Origin of the sequence: Microbacterium atlanticum, assembly GCF_015277815.1 — a bacterium.
Classification (GTDB): domain Bacteria; phylum Actinomycetota; class Actinomycetes; order Actinomycetales; family Microbacteriaceae; genus Microbacterium; species Microbacterium atlanticum.
Genome location: NZ_CP063813.1, coordinates 1412938 through 1431209, shown reverse-complemented (window position 1 = coordinate 1431209; position 18272 = coordinate 1412938). Strand labels below are relative to the sequence as shown.

Annotated in this window: 23 protein-coding genes and 1 other RNA gene; 4 read left to right on the top strand and 20 right to left on the bottom strand. The window is 69.0% G+C overall.

Features of this window, described 5'->3' with window-relative positions; translation table 11 throughout:
* Window positions 1–2 precede the first annotated feature (2 nt).
* The 6 genes from IR212_RS06390 to IR212_RS06365 form a co-directional block, all read right to left on the bottom strand.
* Window positions 3–884, bottom strand: a complete 882-nt coding sequence (locus IR212_RS06390; protein ID WP_194398099.1) for a WD40/YVTN/BNR-like repeat-containing protein — start codon at window positions 882–884, stop codon at window positions 3–5.
* Window positions 885–940: 56 nt separating this feature from the next.
* Window positions 941–1534 carry a DUF305 domain-containing protein gene (locus IR212_RS06385; protein ID WP_194398098.1) on the bottom strand — a complete coding sequence of 198 codons (594 nt, stop codon included), beginning with the start codon at window positions 1532–1534 and terminating at the stop codon, window positions 941–943.
* Between the two features lie 95 nt (window positions 1535–1629).
* The gene (locus IR212_RS06380) at window positions 1630–2067 is read right to left on the bottom strand and encodes a DUF6153 family protein (protein WP_194398097.1); all 438 of its coding nucleotides are present in this window, start codon (window positions 2065–2067) and stop codon (window positions 1630–1632) included.
* Window positions 2068–2098: 31 nt separating this feature from the next.
* Window positions 2099–4375, bottom strand: a complete 2277-nt coding sequence (locus tag IR212_RS06375) for a heavy metal translocating P-type ATPase (RefSeq protein ID WP_194398096.1) — start codon at window positions 4373–4375, stop codon at window positions 2099–2101.
* Window positions 4372–4698 carry a heavy-metal-associated domain-containing protein gene (locus IR212_RS06370; protein WP_194398095.1) on the bottom strand — a complete coding sequence of 109 codons (327 nt, stop codon included), beginning with the start codon at window positions 4696–4698 and terminating at the stop codon, window positions 4372–4374. The genes IR212_RS06375 and IR212_RS06370 overlap by 4 nt, the downstream gene beginning before the upstream one ends.
* Before the next feature lie 29 nt (window positions 4699–4727).
* Window positions 4728–5009, bottom strand: a complete 282-nt coding sequence (locus IR212_RS06365) for a metal-sensitive transcriptional regulator (protein WP_194398094.1) — start codon at window positions 5007–5009, stop codon at window positions 4728–4730.
* Window positions 5010–5095: 86 nt separating this feature from the next.
* On the opposite strand from IR212_RS06365, the gene IR212_RS06360 reads away from it, so the two are divergent.
* Complete coding sequence (locus IR212_RS06360; protein ID WP_194398093.1) at window positions 5096–5407, top strand: alkaline phosphatase family protein; 312 nt, start codon at window positions 5096–5098, stop codon at window positions 5405–5407.
* Between the two features lie 188 nt (window positions 5408–5595).
* Here IR212_RS06360 and IR212_RS06355 read toward each other — a convergent pair whose 3' ends face one another.
* Genes IR212_RS06355 through cmtR form a run of 4 tightly spaced genes read right to left on the bottom strand, consistent with a single transcriptional unit; the run spans window position 5596 to window position 7708 of the window.
* Window positions 5596–6387 carry a DMT family transporter gene (locus IR212_RS06355; RefSeq protein WP_273542114.1) on the bottom strand — a complete coding sequence of 264 codons (792 nt, stop codon included), beginning with the start codon at window positions 6385–6387 and terminating at the stop codon, window positions 5596–5598.
* Window positions 6387–6653 (bottom strand): hypothetical protein, encoded by a 267-nt coding sequence (locus IR212_RS17230; protein WP_273542113.1) that lies wholly within the window; start codon window positions 6651–6653, stop codon window positions 6387–6389. The genes IR212_RS06355 and IR212_RS17230 overlap by 1 nt, the downstream gene beginning before the upstream one ends.
* A gap of 9 nt (window positions 6654–6662) precedes the next feature.
* Window positions 6663–7352, bottom strand: a complete 690-nt coding sequence (locus tag IR212_RS06350; RefSeq protein WP_194398092.1) for a cation efflux transmembrane domain-containing protein — start codon at window positions 7350–7352, stop codon at window positions 6663–6665.
* Window positions 7349–7708 carry a Cd(II)/Pb(II)-sensing metalloregulatory transcriptional regulator CmtR gene (gene cmtR, locus IR212_RS06345; RefSeq protein WP_194398091.1) on the bottom strand — a complete coding sequence of 120 codons (360 nt, stop codon included), beginning with the start codon at window positions 7706–7708 and terminating at the stop codon, window positions 7349–7351. Before cmtR ends, IR212_RS06350 begins: the two co-directional genes overlap by 4 nt.
* A gap of 315 nt (window positions 7709–8023) precedes the next feature.
* Here cmtR and IR212_RS06340 point away from each other — a divergent pair, with 315 nt between their 5' ends.
* Complete coding sequence (locus tag IR212_RS06340; protein WP_194398090.1) at window positions 8024–9190, top strand: tyrosine-type recombinase/integrase; 1167 nt, start codon at window positions 8024–8026, stop codon at window positions 9188–9190.
* Window positions 9191–9398: 208 nt separating this feature from the next.
* Here the strand turns inward: IR212_RS06340 and ssrA are convergent.
* Window positions 9399–9769, bottom strand: a transfer-messenger RNA (tmRNA) gene (gene ssrA, locus IR212_RS06335).
* 249 nt (window positions 9770–10018) lie between these two features.
* Between ssrA and IR212_RS06330 the strand changes: the two genes are divergently transcribed.
* On the top strand, window positions 10019–10528 hold the full coding sequence (locus tag IR212_RS06330; RefSeq protein WP_194398089.1) for a DUF2231 domain-containing protein: 510 nt from the start codon (window positions 10019–10021) through the stop codon (window positions 10526–10528).
* Window positions 10529–10576: 48 nt separating this feature from the next.
* Here IR212_RS06330 and IR212_RS06325 read toward each other — a convergent pair whose 3' ends face one another.
* From IR212_RS06325 to IR212_RS06290, 8 genes are all read right to left on the bottom strand, one after another.
* Window positions 10577–11530, bottom strand: a complete 954-nt coding sequence (locus IR212_RS06325; protein ID WP_194398088.1) for an SDR family NAD(P)-dependent oxidoreductase — start codon at window positions 11528–11530, stop codon at window positions 10577–10579.
* A complete protein-coding gene (locus IR212_RS06320; protein ID WP_194398087.1) occupies window positions 11527–11814 on the bottom strand; it encodes a hypothetical protein in 288 nt (95 codons plus the stop codon). The genes IR212_RS06325 and IR212_RS06320 overlap by 4 nt, the downstream gene beginning before the upstream one ends.
* A gap of 75 nt (window positions 11815–11889) precedes the next feature.
* Window positions 11890–13377, bottom strand: coding sequence for a phytoene desaturase family protein (locus tag IR212_RS06315; protein WP_228479513.1), 1488 nt, complete (start codon window positions 13375–13377; stop codon window positions 11890–11892).
* Window positions 13374–13925 (bottom strand): SRPBCC family protein, encoded by a 552-nt coding sequence (locus IR212_RS06310; RefSeq protein ID WP_194398086.1) that lies wholly within the window; start codon window positions 13923–13925, stop codon window positions 13374–13376. Before IR212_RS06310 ends, IR212_RS06315 begins: the two co-directional genes overlap by 4 nt.
* A gap of 140 nt (window positions 13926–14065) precedes the next feature.
* Window positions 14066–14842 (bottom strand): anti-sigma factor, encoded by a 777-nt coding sequence (locus tag IR212_RS06305; protein WP_194398085.1) that lies wholly within the window; start codon window positions 14840–14842, stop codon window positions 14066–14068.
* Window positions 14829–15395, bottom strand: a complete 567-nt coding sequence (locus IR212_RS06300) for an RNA polymerase sigma factor (protein ID WP_194398564.1) — start codon at window positions 15393–15395, stop codon at window positions 14829–14831. The genes IR212_RS06305 and IR212_RS06300 overlap by 14 nt, the downstream gene beginning before the upstream one ends.
* Window positions 15396–15423: 28 nt before the next feature.
* Window positions 15424–16062, bottom strand: a complete 639-nt coding sequence (locus tag IR212_RS06295; RefSeq protein ID WP_194398084.1) for a class F sortase — start codon at window positions 16060–16062, stop codon at window positions 15424–15426.
* An 11-nt stretch (window positions 16063–16073) separates the two neighbouring features.
* A complete protein-coding gene (locus IR212_RS06290) occupies window positions 16074–16898 on the bottom strand; it encodes a DUF4397 domain-containing protein (RefSeq protein ID WP_194398083.1) in 825 nt (274 codons plus the stop codon).
* Window positions 16899–17027: 129 nt separating this feature from the next.
* On the opposite strand from IR212_RS06290, the gene IR212_RS06285 reads away from it, so the two are divergent.
* The gene (locus IR212_RS06285) at window positions 17028–17705 is read left to right on the top strand and encodes an SIMPL domain-containing protein (RefSeq protein ID WP_194398082.1); all 678 of its coding nucleotides are present in this window, start codon (window positions 17028–17030) and stop codon (window positions 17703–17705) included.
* A gap of 9 nt (window positions 17706–17714) precedes the next feature.
* On the opposite strand, the gene smpB is transcribed toward IR212_RS06285, so the two are convergent.
* On the bottom strand, window positions 17715–18191 hold the full coding sequence (gene smpB / locus IR212_RS06280; RefSeq protein ID WP_194398081.1) for an SsrA-binding protein SmpB: 477 nt from the start codon (window positions 18189–18191) through the stop codon (window positions 17715–17717).
* Window positions 18192–18272 lie beyond the last annotated feature (81 nt).

Genomic DNA, 18272 nt, shown 5'->3' with positions numbered 1-18272 from the left:
GCTCATGAGGTGGGCTCGGTTCTGATGACGACTCGCCAGGTGTTCCCGGCATCGGACGTTACGCGGACTCCACCGTCGTCGGCGATCGCGACGATCCCCTCCCAGCTGACGGCGATCGCGGACGCGGTGCCGGTGGCGTGCCCGGCGGTCTTCCACACCGCGTCGGGCGTTGTCGCCCCGGTCCAGATAGTGCCGTCGGTATCGACGCCGATGATCCCTTCCTCCACCGTCGGATCGGCCGTGATGACCAGCAGGGCGGGGCCGTTCGGCACAGGCGAGAAGGTGGTGCCGCCGTCGCGGCTGACCATCAGCCCGTCTGGGGTGGTGGCGGTGACGATGTCGGCCTGAGTGGTGTCGATGCTGATGTCACGGGCGGTCAGTGGGACAAGATCCGCCCAGGTCTGCCCGGCATCGGTACTCTCCGCCAGGACGGGCCGGTCCGAGGGGAGCCCGAGGAGGATCTCTGGTGCGGCGGGGGTGGCGGCGAGCATATGAAAGTCGGTGACGCCTGCCAACGACACCTGCTCCCAGCCGGCCTCGCTGTAGCGCACCAGTCCCACGTTGGGGGCTGTGAACGTGTGGTCCTGGTTGGCCGGGTCCGGGTGACCGGACGCGAGGATCGTATCCCCCTGAACGGTGAGTCCCATCGCATCGAATGTGGTCTTACCGACGAGGGAGACCTCATCGCTGGTGAGGTCGACCAGATAGACACCGGTGTGCGCGCCGACCAGCAGCGCCCCGTCCAGATCGAACGCGACATCGTGGACATGCGGGATGAGGGCGGGCGAGGCATCGCTGTCAGGGGACGCCGTGCAGGCAGTGGCGGTCAGGGTAAGCGTCGCGGCGAGGGTGGCGGCGGCGAGGGTACGGGCGTGTGTAGTCATAGTGGCGTTCTCCGGAGACAGCGGGCCGGCCGTCGGGTGCGGCCGGCCCCTGCCGGTCAGAGGGTCGCGAGGATGTCCTCCATGGTGGCGATCTCGGTGGTCTGGGAGGCGATGATGTTCTCGGCAAGGGTGACCACATCGGGGTTCTGCCCGTTATCGACCTCGTCTTGGGCCATCTCGATCGCACCCTCGTGGTGGACGATCATCTGCTCCAGGAACAGGCGGGAGGCCTCGGCACCGGTGGCATCCTCGAGGGCTTGCATGTCGGTGTCGGACATCATCCCCCCGTGGTCCATGCCGTCCATGTCCCCCATCGGGGTGCCCCACTCGTCGAGCCAGGACTCCATCAGCTCAATCTCGGGGCCCTGGGCTGCCTTAATCTGCTCGGCGAGGGTGATCACGCGTTCGTCGATGCCGTCCTTGGCGAGGATCATGTCAGCCATCTCGACGGCTTGTTCGTGGTGCGGGATCATCATCATCGTGAACTGCATGTCGGCGTTGTTCACGTCGGCGGCCGGGGATGCGGATGCCGATGAGCCCATTCCGGGCATGTTGTCCATCCCGCCACTGCTGGTGGTGCTGGCGCAGCCGGCGAGGGCGAGCAGGGCGGTCAGGGTGATCGTGGCAGTTGCCGCGGCACGGTTGTTCATCAGGTATCTCCTCAGTCGTATATGAGGCGCACGAGCCGGTGCCCGGGCGCGCGAATGCTGTGCCCACCCGCAAACGGGTCGGCTGACAGCGCTGCTCAGGTACGACTGATGCAGAGAACCAGAAGAGACGGTGGTCGAGTAAGGACAGCGGCACGGGCGGTCAGGGCCGGGCCGGCGCGCAGCGCGGACCCCCAGGAGATGCCCACGCGCGGGAGGAACAGCAGCAGCGAGACGATCAGGAGCGCGAGGACGCAAGCCATCGCCAGCATGCTGGCGTGCCCGCCACAATCCGCGCAGTCCCCGTCGGTCGCTGGCTGGGTGGTGCCGTGGTCGACAACGCCTGGGTTGGGGGTGCCGTGCTCGTGCATCGGCGCCGCGGCTGCGGGTGCGGCGGTCTCGGTGTGACTGTTCAGGGAGTGCATCGCGAGCAGCCCGACGATGATCGCGGCAGTGACAGCGATGAGCAGCAGGACCGAGCGACCCAGCCCGCGCGGGCCGGGACGCAGACGCTGCGCCAGAGCGATCATCGACATGTCACCTCCTTCGTGTCCAGGGTAGACCGGCTCAGGCCGGCTGCACCGTCCGGTCGGCCGGCGCGGGCGCCGCAACAGCGGGCGCGGGGTGGGGGCGGAAGCTGCGCAGGCGGAGGCTGTTGGTGACCACGAACACGGAGGACAGCGCCATGGCGGCCGCAGCAACTAGCGGGTTGAGTAGGCCGAGCATTGCGATCGGGATCGCGGCGATGTTGTACGCGAACGCCCAGAACAGGTTGCCCTTGATGGTGCCCAGGGTGCGGCGGGACAGCCGGATCGCGTCGACCACGACAAGCAGGTCGCCGGAGGCGATCGTGACATCGGAGGCGGCGATCGCCGCGTCCGTGCCGCCGCCCATGGCGACACCGAGGTCCGCTGCGGCCAGGGCTGCGGCGTCGTTGACGCCGTCGCCGACCATGGCGACGACCCGGCCGGCGGCTTGCAGCTGACGGATCACCTCGAGCTTCCCGGCCGGGGTGACCCCGGCGCGGATCTCGTCGATGCCGACCTGGGCGGCGATGTGCTGCGCGGCGCCGGCATTGTCGCCAGTGAGCAAAACCGGCGACAGGCCGAGGGCGCGGAAGCGTGCGATCGCTTCGGCGCTGGTCGGCTTGACCGTGTCCGAGACGGCGATGGTGCCGAGGAACTCGCCGTCGCGGGCGACCGCGATCACCGTGGCCCCGGCCGCTTCCAGAGCCTCTGCCTCTGTGCGGTGGGTGATCGGAGGGTGCACGCTCCACTGATCCTCAACCCACAGCGGCCGGCCGGCGACCACGAGCGCGCCGTCGACGATCGCCTGCACACCGAACCCTGCATGGGAGGCGAACGCTTCAGCCAGCGGCGGGGTGTCGCCGGCGGCGGTCACGATGGCGCGGGCGACCGGGTGCTCGGAGCCCCACTCGGCCGCCGCCGCAGTGGTCAGGAGATCCTCGGCGGTGACGCCGGGGGCGGGTGAGACGGTGGTGACGGTCATGGTGCCGTGGGTGATGGTGCCGGTCTTGTCCAGCACGATGGTGTCGACCTGGCGGGTCTGTTCCAGCACCTGCGGTCCGCGGATCAGGATCCCCAGCTGCGAGCCGCGGCCGGTGCCGACCAGCAACGCGGTCGGTGTCGCAAGGCCGAGCGCGCAGGGGCAGGCGATGATCAGGGTCGCGACCGCGGCGGTGAACGCGACCTCGAGTGATCCGCCGACCAGCAGCCACCCTGCGAACGCCACGATCGCCAGGACAATCACGATCGGGACGAACACCCCGGAGACGCGGTCGGCGAGGCGTTGCACCTTGGCTTTGCCGGTCTGGGCTTCATCCATCAGCCGTTGCATCCGTGCCAGTTCGGTGTCGGCGCCGATCCGGGTGATCTCCACGATCAGTCGTCCGCCGACGTTCACGGTCGCGCCGACGACGCGGGACCCGGTGGTCACCTCGACCGGGACGGATTCGCCGGTGAGCATGCTCGCGTCAATCGCGGAGGCCCCATCGACCACCAGGCCGTCGGAGGGGATCTTCTCCCCGGGGCGCACGAGCACCCGGTCGCCGACGATCAGCTGGGAGACGGGGACCAGTTGTTCCACGCCGCCGACCAGGCGCGTGGCATTCTTCGCGCCCAGGTGCAGGAGTGCGCGGAGCGCTTCGGTGGAGGACTTCTTGGCACGGGCCTCCGCGTACCGGCCGGCGAGGATGAACACCGTCACCAGGGCGGCGACTTCGAGGTAGATCTCGCCGCTGCCCGCCTCGGGGCTGCCGAACAGGGTGAAGGTCATGTGCATCCCGGGCATCCCGGCCATGCCGAAGAACAGCGCATACAGCGACCAGCCGAACGCGGCGATCACCCCGACGCTGATCAGCGTGTCCATCGTCGCCGCCCCGTGGCGGGCGTTCACGAACGCCGCACGGTGGAACGGCCACGCCCCCCACACCGCCACCGGCGCGGTCAGCGTCAAGGCCAGCCACTGCCAGTACGTGAACTGCAGCAGCGGGATCATCGACATCAGCGCGACCGGTACCGCCAACGCGGTGCTGATAAGTAGCCGGCGACGCAGCGACACCAGCTCGGGATCTTCCGCAGGAGTGTCGGTCGATGTCGGCTCGGGCGCGACAGGTGCCGGTACCGCCGCGGAATACCCGGCGGATTCGACCGCCGCGATCAGCTCCGCCGCCTCGACACCGTCGGCGCGGACACGGGCTTTCTCGGTCGCGTAATTGACCGTCGCCTCAACCCCGGGGAGCTTGTTCAGCTTGCGTTCGATCCGCGTCGCGCATGACGCGCAGGTCATCCCGGAGATCTCGAGCTCCACATCGAGGGTGCTCATGACGGGCTGCCGGCGAGGGCGTACCCGGCCTCCTCCACCGCGGCGCGCACGCGTTCAGCATCGATCGGTGCGGCGCTGTGAATGGTCACACGCGAGGAGCCGCCCGCGTTCAGATCGACCGATACGTTCTCGACCCCGTCGATCGCGGTGATCTCCTCAGTGACGCTCATCACGCAGTGCGAGCAGGTCATCCCGTCCACCAGAACATCCTGTGTGGTCGTCGATACGGCAACCTGCGTGTCGGTGGCGGACGCGGTGGAGCAGCAGCTGCATCCGGCGGCGGAATCGGTCAGGCCCAGGTCGGTGCGCTCGTTCGCGGTCATGATGGTGTCCTCTCGGTCGGGGGGTGTGGTCAGGAACGGACCAGGCGGGCGATCGCCTCGTTCGCTTCACGGATCTTCTCCGCAGCGACGGCGCCGCCCTCAGCGGTCGCTTCCGCCACGCAGTGCGACAGATGATCGGCCAGCAGGGAGAGGGCGACCGTCTCCAGTGCGCTGGTTGCGGCGGAGACCTGCGTGAGGATGTCGATGCAGTACTTGTCGTTCTCGACCATCCGCGCGATACCACGCACCTGACCCTCCGCGCGGCTCAGCCGCTTCAGGAGGTCGTCCTTATTCGCTGCGTACCCGTTCATATCTCGATACTATACCCCCCTAGGGTAATCTGGCTGATCGCAACTGATCGCTTTGGCATTGCAAGGCGCTGGCGGAGGATGAGGGAATGAACATCGAGGTACTCCACATCGAGGACTGCCCCAGTTGGGGCGAAACCGGGAACCGCCTCCGCGAAGCCCTGGATGCGACCGGGTTCGGTGAGACGACCATCGCCTACCGACTGCTCCGCACGTCCGAGGACGCCGCCCGGGTTCCCTTCGCGGGTTCGCCCACCATCACGATCGACGGCCAGGACCTGTTCCCCAGCGGCGGGCGCACCGCGGACCTCGCCTGCCGGGTATATATGACGCCCACCGGGCTGGCTGGACTCCCTACGACCGAACAGCTCATCGAAGCGATCGCCGCCAATGGACACTGACGCGGCGGTCCAGTGTTCCTGCTGCGGGCGAACTCTGCCCCGACGCAGAGTCCACGCGTTGAACGGCACCGCCGGATACGTGTGTCGGCGCTGCGGCCTATGGATCGCGCTACGGCTGCACAACGACCGACGCACGGCCGACTGACCACTCGCCAGGCGAACGCGCGGACCTGCTCCCGACCGAAACGCTATGTCGTCGGGTGCGAGTGCCGGTGGTGGCTGTCCGGGTAATGCTCGTGCGCGTGGGTGAGCTCAACGTGGGCGTGTGGATGCCGGTGGCGGATGCCGGCTGAGACCGGCTCGGCGTGGTCGTGGTCGTGATGCTCGTCGGGGTGCGTGTGCCAGTGGTCGTGCTCGAGGGGCTCGTGGGTGTGTGGGTGTTCGTGCCGCTCGGTCAGATGCAGCCAGACCCCGAGCACCATGAGCGCTCCGGCAATGATCAGCGGGATCGTGATCGGATCCCCCATCGCGATCGCCAGGACGGCGCCGAAGAACGGGGCGATCGAGAAGTACGCGCCAGCGCGGGCGGTGCCGATATGGCGGAGGGCGACGATGAACAGCACCAAACTGATCCCGTACGCGAACAACCCCGTCACCATCGCCGCCCCGACGTTCAGCAGCGGCGGAAGTGATGCGCCGAGCAGGAAGGCGAGTGTGAGGTTGACCGGTCCCGCGGTGAGTCCCTTGACAGCGGCGAGCCAGGTCGCGTCGTGAAGGGCGACCTTCCGGGTGAGGTTGTTGTCGATCCCCCAGGCGAGGCACGCGCCGAGGATCGCCACTGACGGGAGGATGCCGGCGAAGTCGGCCTGGCCGGGCCAAGAGAGCACGACCGCCCCGGCGACGATCGCGGCCATACCGAGGGCGATGCGACGGTCGAAGTTCTCCTTGAACACGAACCACGCCAGCAGCGCAGTCGCTACCCCCTCCGCGTTCAGCAGAAGAGACGCGCCGGATGCCGGCATCCCGACCAGTCCGAACATCAACAGCACCGGGCCGACCACCCCGCCAAAAAACACCGCCCCGGCCAGAGGCAGCAGCTCCGGCGCTCCAAACGCACCCGGGGTGCCCGGCGGATCAGCCGGTACACACCCAGGCCGATCCCGGAGCCGAGGTAGAGCAGGCCGGCGAGCATCCAGGGGCTCACGTCGACGAGCAGCAGCTTCGCGATCGGGGTACCCGCACCGAACAGCAGCGCCGCGGCAAGGGCGGCCTGTACGCCGGTGTTGCGTAGGGAGGTCAATCGCACGATTCCACGCTACGCGTGCTCGTGGTGACCGTCATGGTCGTGGTGGTGGTCGTCGATTTCGAGTTCACCAGTGAGGGCGGCGATCGGGACGGTGCAGGCGTCGCCGCGCCACGCTTCGAGTCCTTCCTTTACGGCGAACCCGGCGATGAACAGGGCGGCAAAGGAGTCCGCCCACGCCCAGCCGAACAGGCTGTTCAGCAGCAGGCCGACCAGGAGCGCCGCCGACAGGTAGGCACAGATCAGGGTTTGCTTCGAATCAGCCACCGCTGAGGCCGAGCCGAGTTCCCGCCCCGCGAGCCTCTCCAGCCAGCTCACGACAGGCATGATCACCAGGCTGATCGCGGCCAACGCGATCCCCACCGGGCTGTGCTCCGGCTCCCTAAGGCCGGTCAGCGACAGCAGTGCATCGACGCTCACGTACGCAGCCAGGGCGAAGAAGGACACGGCGATGATTCGCAGCGCCGGCTTCTCGCGAGTCTCGGGGTCGGGGGCGGCGAACTGCCAGGCGATGGCCGCCGCAGAGAGCACTTCCACGAACGAATCGAGCCCGAATCCGATCAGCGCGGCGGAAGAGGCGGCTCCACCGGCGATCAGCGCAATGATGCCCTCGATGACGTTGTAGGTGATCGTGAACCCCACGATCCAACGGATCCGCCGACGTAGGATGCCGACACGGACCGGGTCGGTCGCGACGCTCACGCCACGGCCCCCGCCCCGCAGCACAACGGGAGGGCACAGTCAGGATCCACGCATCCCGTACCGTCGTCGACCGCAAGCACAACCTGCACAAGCGCGCCGATCGCTTGGGTGAGGTGCGGGTCGGCGATCTCGTACCGGGTCTGCCGCCCCTCCGGAGTCGCAACGACAATGCCGCAGCCGCGCAGGCAGGAGAGATGGTTGGACACATTCGTCCGGGTCAGATCGAGGTCGCGTGCCATCTGCGCCGGGTAGCCGGGCTGGTCAAGGAGCGAGAGCAGGATCCGCGACCGGGTGGGATCGGCCATCGCCCGGCCCAACCGATTCATCACATCGACGCGCGAAGATAAGGTCAGCATTGACTGACTATACAGCATCCAGTGACCATACACGTCTGACAGCGGGAAAGAGCCGCGTGGAGCTCCGTGTAGCGCAAGACGATCCGTCCATGGGACGGTTCCATGCTCGATGTATTCGTTGTCCGCCATCAGTGCCCGAAGCACGATGGCCGCCAGGCACGAACTTCTCTCGAGGGAGGTTGAGTGCGGACCGCCCGACGAAGCAGAACGTCACCTATGTGCAGTTGCCGACAGTTATCCACAGGACGCGCCCGAAGCGTCACCACATCGGGCGAAGGCGATCCGGTCCGGGCTACCCTTGCCGCGAGGTGACCCATGGGAAGCATCACTGCCTACGAGATCGGATCCGGCAGACGCTATCGCGTGCGTTGGCGCGACGATCAGCAGAAGCAGGTTGAGAAGAAGGGCTTTCGCACCAAGAAGGAGGCCGAGCTCTATCGCGCACACACCGCCGTCTCGAGATCCAATGGTTCGTACACCGACCCGGGTGAAGCTCGCATCACCGTGGGGGCGCTTGGCGTCGATTGGCTACGGAACAAGAAGCACGCGCTCAAGGCGTCATCGTTCAGCTCGTTGGATACCTCCTGGCGGGTCTACGTCCTGCCGCGTTGGGGCGACGTCCGTATCGGCGACATCCGCGCGTCCCACGTCGAGCAGTGGATCCGCGAGCTGTCCGAGGGCACCGCGACAACGAAGCGCACGAAAAGTGAGAAGGCTGGTGCCAATCCGCGATCCGCGAGCGTCGTCTATCGCGCGCTGGGCGTGCTGGCCGGCATCCTCGACACGGCCGTCCGCGACGGCAGAATCCCCCGGAATGTCGCCAGAGGCGCGCAGAATCTGCCTCCCAAGCAATCGCAGAAGCCGCGTCGCTACCTCACACACGCCGAGGTCGTGCGCCTCGCCGAAGCGACTAACAACGACACACACAAGACCCTCATCCTTGTTCTCGCCTACTGCGGAGTCCGATGGAGCGAGGCGATCGGAATGCACGTCAGCGACATCATCTTTCCGAGGCACCGCATCCAGGTACAGCGAGCGGCAGTCGAGGTCAACGGCAAGATCGTGCTCGGTACGCCCAAGAACTGGGAACGTCGGCTCGTGCCGTTTCCTGCGTTTCTCGAGCAGCCTCTCAAACGACTGTGCAGTGGCAAGCGAGCCCACGATCTCGTCTTCACCGACTTGGAGGGCAAGCACCTGCGGCGTGCGAAAACCCAGCAAGGAATGAACTCATGGTTCACGACCGCCCTGAGCATTGCTGACATCGAGCGTCTGACGCCCCATGATCTGCGCCACACGGCCGCCAGCCTTGCGATCTCATCCGGAGCCAACGTGAAGGCGGTCCAGCGGATGCTGGGGCACAAGTCGGCCTCGATGACTCTCGACACGTACGCCGATCTGTTCGACGACGACCTCGCCGACGTCGCGGAACGGATGAATCAGGGCGGCGTGAACGCGGATGTCGGCCGCCTCTGGGCCAGTTAGTCGCTCCACTCGTGAGCAGCGCGCGCGAACATCGCCATCGAGAACCGTCATTGCACGGCATCCAGACGCAGTTTCCCACGCTTATGCGCCGAAAATTCGTGGGCGATTTGTGGGCGATGCAGCTTGGCATGACCAACCATGACCAAAAGGATGGGCTCGAGAACCGCGTGATTCCGCGGCTCTCGAGCCCATTCAAGTGACAGCGGATTGGTGGAGATGGGGGGAATCGAACCCCCGTCCATCGCTGAGTAACGGCGGATTCTCCGGGCGCAGTCTGTGAAGGCGTTCTGCTCGGCTCCGACCTTTGTCACAGACACCTAAGTCGACGAGCCCATCCTGAAAAGAGTCCCGCGTGACGCTCAGGCGACGTCACGCAGCAAGATCCCTAGATGACGCCAATACCCGTGACGGGATCAGTCACGGATTGACGGAGTCGGGCTCGCTGCTCAGGCAGCGAGGGCGAACTCGGACTGCTTCTGTTCGGCAGTTATTGGTTTGCAGGGGGCGTTCACGAGATAACCCTGCATCCTCGGCCCGCTTCACGCAGATTCGCAGGCGATGTCGAAACCGATCATCCCCGTGCCCTCGTTTCGAGGTGTCCTTCGTGCGAAGGGCCGCTGTCACACTGTGGAATTGTCACAACTCGGACGCCGAGGCATCCGAGCACATCAGTCTATAACGGATGCCGCACCCCCGCCATTCCCGCTGGCCACGGCGGTGTGGAGAGAACGGTGGGGCGAGGCATCCGTTTTCCGGCGTTGTCAAGGCCCGTGCGCGATCGAACCGCTGATGGTCGGCTGAGCCAAACGACCCAAGGAGCGAACCGAGATGTCTGAGAACACCCCGCAGCAGCGCGCGAAGCGTCCTCGCACCGGCCTGGCCGGCCCCTACGGACACCCCTTCCACCCGATCCTCGTCACGATTCCCATCGGGGCCTGGGTCGCGAGCCTCGTCTTCGACATCATCGGCCTCGTCTCTGAGGACCCCGAGCCGTACATCCGGGCCGCCTGGATCCTCATCGTCATCGGGCTCGTCGGAGCCGTGCTCGCCGCCATCTGGGGCTTCCTCGACTACCTGCAGCTCGGCCGCAGCACCGTGGCGCGGCGCACCGCGACCATCCACATGGCGCTGAACCTCGGCGTCACCGTGCTTTTCGTCATCAACCTCCTCGTCCGGCTGTCGGCCGACGACGACGATCAGGTGAGCATCGTCGGGTTCATCCTCAGCATCATCGGACTCGGAGCCCTCGGCGTCTCGGGCTGGCTCGGCGGCAAGCTCGCCTACCGCTACGGCGTGCGCGTTGCCGACGAGCGCACCCAGATGGAGGGCTTCCGCTGACCCGGGGCTGGTGACCCCGCCCGCTGCGGGCGACCCTGCCGGCCCCCCTCAAGCGCGGCGGACCTGCGCCACCAGCAGCGACACGACCGCTGAGGCCAACGCGCCCGTCACCAGCCTCGCGCGCAGGGATCGCCAGCCGCCGGTGGAGGGGCTCGCTTCGGTCGGCGCGACGAACACCGTGCCGTCCGTCGGCTCGGCGTCTCCCCCGCGCAGTTCTACGTTCTCCTTGACCCATCTGGCCGCGGTGTCGTAGACGGGCGGCGCGTAGCGATGCACCGGAAGCACCGCCGTCTGCGTGCGCCCGACGAAGGCCGCGTGACGCCGACGGGACGGCGACCGGACGATCGCCCGCGCCACGCGGGCCGGGGACGAGGCCGGCGGCAGCGGGTGCACGCGGCGTCCGGTGACGTTGGCGGCGTGCTGATAGATCGGCGTGTCCACTGTGCCGGGAAGGACCACGCGGACGCGGATGCCGGAGCCGCGCAGCTCCTGGCGCAGCGCCTCCGCGAACCCGAGCAGACCCCACTTGCTGGTGACGTACGGTGCCTTCCCGGGTGAGCCGACGCGCGAGTACAGCGAGCCGACCAGCACCAGCATGCCCGATCCTTGGCGCCGGAAATGCGGGAGCACGGCACGGGCACCGTGCACCTGACCCATCAGGTTCGTCTCCACGACCTGACGGAACACCGCGGCGGGGAGTTCCTCGAACGTCCCGTAGGAGAACACGCCGGCGTTGCCCACCCACACATCGATGCGCCCGAACTCTCGTACGGCGGTGGCCGCGAGCGTGCGCACCGCCTCCTCGTCCGTGACATCGGTGGCAACGGCCAGGGCCCGTGCGCCCAGCGCGCGGCACTCGTCGGCAACCGTCTCGAGGGCCGGCCGGCTGCGCGAAGCCAGTACGAGCCTTGCGTTCTTCTTCGCATACCGGCGGGCGGTCTCGCGGCCGATGCCGCTGGAGGCGCCGGTGATCACGACGACGGGGGCCTCCCCGCGGCTCATGCGTCCGCCGCCCGCCCGGGGAGGTTGAGCTCGTCAGGGTCCACCTCGACATCGCCGACGTCGTCCGGCCCCCCGGTGCCCGGAACGACGTTCACCGCGTCCGCGTCGATGTCGGGGTCGAGGGAGTCCGGCAGCTCGTCCTCCTGCTTGCGCTGGGTCTCGGTCTCGCTGCCCGGGCTGTAGCTCATGTCCTTGCGCAACGAGTCCTGCTCGGACAGCGGGCTCAGCCGCTCCTTCGAAGAGGTCGATGAGGCGGCGTCGGGGTTCTCGCGTTGCGGTTCCATGCACTGACGGTAGGCGGCATCCGCGACGGCGCCCTCCCCCTTGACAGGTGAGCGGATGCCGGTGGCCGGCGCCCGTCAGCCGGCGCGCCTGCGGGGGGACAGGTCGGGCAGCGCACGGGTTCCGAAGTCGTGGCGGAGTGCGCTGAGTGCGGCGTACCACCCTGGCAGCCCGTGGACACCGGGTCCGGGCGCGGTCGACGCCGAGGCGAGGTACACCCCCGGCATCGGTGTGCGCCAGGGATCGGCGCTCAGCACGGGACGGCCGAGAATCTGCGCGAACGTCGGTGCACCCGCCGCGATGTCGCCGCCCGGGTAGTTGGGATTGTGCCGCTCGACCTCCCGGGCGCTCCGGGAGCTCGTGGCGATGATGGTGTCGCGGAAGCCGGGAGCGAACCGCTCGATCTGCCCGATGACGGCTTCCCGACGGTCGACGGGGTCGCCGGCGGGCACGTGCGTGTACGTCCACAGCGTGTGCATCCCCGCGGGCGCGCGGGTGGAGTCGAAGAGGGTGGGCTGCGACACCAGCACATACGGTCGCGCAGGCATGCGTCCGCGATTGACCTGGTTCTCGGCATCGGCCACCTCGCCGCGCGTGCCGCCGACGTGCACCGTCCCCGCGTGGCGCAGTTCCGGGTGCGTCCATGGGACGGGCTCGCTGAGCGCGAAATCCACTTTCGCCACCCCGTCGCCGTACCGGAAGCGTCGCAGCGCCGTGCGGTAGCGCTCCGGCAACGCGTCGCCGGCGAGTCGGATGAGCGCCTTCGGCGTGACATCCAGCACCGTCACGCGCGCCGCCGGAAGCGCCGCCAGCGAGGTGACCTCGTGGTCCAGCACGACCTCCCCGCCATGGGACCGCAGATCGTCGACCATCGCGTCGATGATAGCCTGGCTTCCGCCGACCGGGATCGGCCAGCCGCGAGCATGGGCGTACGCGGTGAGCGCGAGTCCGGCGCCGGCGGCGGCCACGCTCGGCTGGGACAGGATCGTGTGCGCTGCGACGCCGGTGAGCATCGCGGGCGCGACATCCTCGTGGAACCGGGCGTTCCACGCGGGTGTCCCCTGCTCGAGGGCACGCAGGCCGAACGCGATGGTCGTGACGGGGTCGGGCGGAATCTGCAGCAGCGTCGAACCGGTGAAGTCCGCCACCGCGGTCGCGCGCTCCACAAGGCCGCGCAGGAGCTGCTCGTACGCACGGCCGTCTCTGCCCAGGTTGTCGCGGGTGCGGGTCAGGTCGCGGTACGCGATGCCGGCCCGCCCTCCGTCGAGCGGATGCCCGAACGAGATCTCGGGGACGACGAAGTCGACCCGCTCGCGCAGCCCGAACTCGCGGAAGAACCGCGACTCGAACGCCATGGGGTGCACGGCCGAGCAGACATCGTGTCGAAACCCCGGGACTGTCAGCTCGCGGGTGGCCGCGCCACCGCCCGCCTGGTCGGCACGCTCGAAGACGCGCACGCGCAGTCCCGCGCGCGCGAGCGTGACGGCGGCGGCCAGACCGTTGGGGCCCGCCCCCACGATCACGGCGTCGAGGTCGTCGCCTCCCACTCGCGCACGGGCGTTCACGGCGTCGACGCCTCGCTCGCCGCCGTCTCCCCGCTCTCGGCCGTCTCCCCGCTCTCGGCCGTCTCCCCGCTCGCGGCCATCTCCTTCTCGGCGGTCGACGCCGCCGTGCGCCGCGTCGCGCGGCCCTCCGCGAGGTAGGCGAGGCGGTGCAGCGTCTCACTGTTGCGCCAGTGCAGCGGGAGGTCGAGCAGGGGCTCGGGCACCAGCCGTCCCGGGCCGGCGACCGCCTCCTCCTGGATGCGGACGACGCACTCTGTACCCCGCGGCTTGACGTCGATCGTCACGCGCGCTTCGCCGATCGGCCACCCGCGCGCCTTCATGACCACGCGCTCCGGTGGGGCGTACTCCTCCACCACAGTCTTGTCGTCGATCAGCAGCGGCCAGACGCCGAACGAGTGATGCACCTCGGCCCCCTCGTGCGGCCAGCGCTCGTCGACCTCGCGCATGCGGGACGCACCGACCACCCACGCGGGGTAGAGCCACCCGTCGCTCAGCACCTCGAACACGTCCTCCGGTGTGCACTTCAGCACTCTCACGTTGCGCGACATCGCCATGCTCCTGTCGTCGACGGGCTTCCGGTGTCCACGACGATAGGCGCGGCAAGCCGCCGAGCGGAGCGGCTTGCGCCGCAGCCCGGCATGTGGCAGTCGCCGGCGGCGCCACCTGTTGGGGGCGCCGGCTGCGATCCTCACGCGAACCCGAGCTCACCTCGCACGATCGAGTCTCCGGAATGGTCGGGGTCGCCGTCCGCCGGCTCCTGGGAGATGTCCACGAGCACGTACTCACGCAGGTCGATGTCGTCGGGCACCGAGAACACACCCGTGCGGCCTTCCAGCACGCCCAGGCTGACGAGCGCCGAGGCGTCCGCCCTGATCAGCCACACCTCGCGGAAGCCGTCGTCGGGCTCGCTGTCGTCGAGGTCGACCTCGATCTGCCGCTCGCCGTCGGGCTGCTCCACCACGACGGCCGTGCCGGCCGCGCCGGGGTGCGCGGGGAAGGCCTCGAGCGTCGCCGAGGCCAGCTCGACGGGCTCGGGCTGGCGAACGAAGGTCCACACGCCGACGACGGCGACGATGAGCGCGAGGCTGGCCGCGAGGGCGAACAGGAGCCGGATGCCTCGGCGGCGGTGCGGCTTCTCGGCGGACGGCGCGCGAGTCGAGTCGGACCGGTCGGCGACGGGGACGGATGCCTCGTCACCTGCCACGCGCGTCGCGTCGGCCGACCCGCCCTCGTCCCCGGAGGCCGCGCCCAGGTGCAGCTCGGCGGCGATGCGGTCCCAGACCCGGTCGGGAGGCGCCTGCAGGTCGCCGAGCGCGACGGTCGAGCGGCCGACGACGACCGTGTACTCCAGCTCTGCGAGCTCGAGGGCGCACTCGTCGCACACATCGAGGTGGCGGCGCTCGTCTTCGCTCGCTGCTTCGCCGAGCGCGATCAGCGAGAGCCGGTCAGGATCAAGATGCGACATGGCCGACCTCCAATCGACTGCGCAGGCGGGTGAGACTTCGTCGGATATGGCTCTTCACGGTACCGAGCGGCATGCCCAGCCTCTCCGATATCTGCTCGTGTGTGAGGTCGTCGTAGAACGCCAGCCGCAGCACGCGGCGGGCATCCGGCTCGAGCCTGTCGATCTCGTCCGCCAGGAGCAGTCGGTCGCCCAGGTCGATCTCGCCGCCGACCACGTCCTCGGGGGTCGTGAACCGCTGCAGCTCCTCCTGCAGCGCGCGTACCCGCGCCCGCGCCTCGAGCGTGTCGGCGATGCGGCGACGCGTGATCGCGATCAGCCACGTCGACAGCTTCGCCTTCGCCGGGTCGTAGGACTGCCGCGAGGTCCACGCCGAGACGAATGCCTTCTGCGTCACGTCCTCGGCGTCGCCGCGGTCGCCGACGAATCGCAGCGCCATGGTGAAGACGACCGGCGACCATCGCCGGTAGATCTCCTCGAGCGCCCGCTCGTCGCCGGCGCGGAAGCGATCGCTCAGCTCCCGCTCGTGCGCCTCTTCCACGCTGTGTCCTCTCATCCTCATCGCGGTCGGCATCCTCGCCGGCTCAGGGGATCGGGGTCGCGATGGCGACCACGTTATCGGCGTAACGACCCGTCGTGGAGTCGAACGCGCCACCGCACGTGATCAGCACGAGATCCCTCGTGCCCGCGCGGGCGAACAGCTCACTCACGGGGAGGTCCGCCTTCGGGTAGTAGGTGACGGACTCGACGGAATAGCGATGCGCCGCGCCCGCGGCATCCGTCACCTCGACGACCTCCCCTGCGGCCAGGTCGCGCAGCCGGCTGAACGGGCCGATGGGGTAGGCAGGGGCGTCGACGTGCGCCGAGATCACGACGTTGCCGTCGGGGCTGGCCGGATCGGAGCCGAACCGGTACCAGCCGGCGATCGCGGGATCGACGGGAAGCTCCATGAACCCGCCGGTCTCCACGCCGACGGGGACGACGGGAACATCGACGTCGACGGAGGCGGCGACCACCCGCACCGGGGGCTGGGGATTCCGCACCGGAGCCTGGGTGGCCGCCGCGATCGGCACGTCGACGGTCGATGTCGGGGCCGGCGTGGGAGTCGCCGTCACCGTCGGTGCCGCCCGCGGCGGGGTGGGCTCGGCCTGCCCCGAGCCACACCCCGCCAGCACGAGGACGACCGCCAGAGCCGTCAGCGCTCCCGCGGTCGCCCTCGTCATGTCGGCCGCCCTCAGCGGTTCGCGCGGGCGCGGACGGCGATGACGGATCCCGCCACCGCAGCCGCGATCGCGAGCCCCGCGAAGACGAACAGGGACTGCATCATCGCGTCGCGCTCGGCCAGCTGGCCGCCGCTGCCCGAGGGAACCCCGTCAGGAGCCGAGTGCAGACCCGAGATCGTCTGGACAGCGACGGCCAGGTTGTCGTCCTCGAGGCTGCCCCACGCGTAGACGATCGTGAGAGCGCCCTCTTCGACCGTGACATCTGTGGGTCCGAGGACCGGATCGGTGGTGCCGGCGGCCGCGACCGACGCGGAGATCGTGCCGGCGGCGAGGTTGAGCGTCGCCTCGTTGGGGTTCGTCAGATCCTCGATCACCGGCGAGCCGCCGGCGAGGACGTCGACGGCAGGTGCGGCCGCGACGTGACGCACGGTCAGACGGCCCTCACCCGCGGCGGTGGCGGCGGTGTCGTTGACGAAGGGCGTGACCGTGGGCTCGCCGCCTTCGTTGAGGTGCGCCACGGCGGTGTAGTTGACGCCTGCCTCCAGGGTGACGCTCACGGGTCCGAGGACCGGGGAGCTGGCGTCGGTGGCGTCGGGCGCGGTCAGGACGACCTCGTAGGCGCCGGCCGGGAGGTCGAGGGGTCCGGCCAGATCGCCCGGCTGGAAGTCGTCGATCGTCAGGTCACCGTTGACGTAGACGTCGACGGGAGTGTCGGGGATGCCGTGAAGCACCGACAGCTGGGCGCCGCCGGCGGTGGCGGCGGTGGCGGGCGCGACCATCAACCCGAGGGCTGCAACGGCCCCGGCGGCGATGCCCGCGAGAATCTTGTTTCGCACGGTGGTCCTCCTTCGTCGGGGCGGCCGTTCGCCGCCCATCGAAAAGTGATTCCCGCCGCTCGGGGAGTTTGGATGCAGCTGAATGAAGATTTCTCGAACCGGGGAGCTTCGATGCGTAGAGTCGGCGACATGAGCGACGTCGTCATCACCGTCCGCGGGGAGCACGAGACCCGCATCGCCCCCGAACGCGCGGTCGCGCACCTCACCATCCGCGCCGAGGGACCGGAGCGAGGCGCTGTGGTCGAGCGGATATCCGCACTCACCGAGCCGATCCGCGACGACCTCGCGGCCCGCAAGACCGCCGGAACCGTCGCGGAGTGGACGAGCCAGCGCGTCTCCGTCTGGTCCGAGCGCCCCTGGAGCAACGAGGGGCGGCGGCTCGCCCCCGTGCACTACGCCACGGTCGACTTCTCGGTGACCTTCACCGACTTCGCGGTGCTCTCCTGGTGGGCGGGCGACGTCGCCGAGCGTGAGGGCGTCCAGCTCGGCTGGATCGAGTGGAAGCTCACGCCCGAGACCCGGGCGTCGGTGGAGCGGTCCGTGGCGACCGAGGCGGTCGGCGTCGCCGTCGCCCGCGCCGCCGCCTATGCCGGCGCGCTGGGGTTGGCCGACGTGGCGGCGCTCGAGATCGCCGACCTCGGCCTGCTCGGACGCCCCGAACGGCCGGAGATGGCACCGGGACCGCGCATGATGGTCGCGAAGGCGTCGTTCGCCGCGGATGCGGGCGGCGGCGCACCGGCGGTGCAGCTGCAGCCGGAGGACATCGTCATCTCGGCGGCGGTGGAGGCCCGGTTCGCCGCTCGCTGACGGTGCGGCTCACTCCCCCAGGCGGTTGCGGGTGCGCATCGCCCGTTCGGCCTCCCGCTTGTCTTCGCGCTCGCGGATGGTCTGGCGCTTCTCGAACTCGCGCTTGCCCTTCGCCACGGCGATCTCGACCTTCGCGCGGCCGTCCGAGAAGTAGAGCTTCAGCGGCACCAGCGTGTAGCCGCCCGCCGAGACGGCGTGGGAGAGCTTGATGATCTCGTCCTTATGCAGCAGCAGCTTGCGCGTGCGCTTGGCGGAGTGGTTGGTCCAGTGCCCCTGCGAGTATTCGGGGATGTGAACGGCGTCCAGGAACGCCTCGCCGCCATCGATGTACGCGTAGCCGTCGGTCAGGTTCGCCCGTCCTTCGCGCAGTGACTTGACCTCGGTGCCGGTGAGCACGAGCCCCGCCTCGTACGTCTTCTCGATGGCGTACTCGTGACGTGCGCGACGATTGGTCGCCACGACCTTCTCCCCGCGTTCCCTCGGCATGGCGACTCCGTTCCCGGTTGCTTGGCTCGTGACCGTGCCACACGGACCGCGTGGCAGCCTGTCAGTCTACCGCGGCCGGAC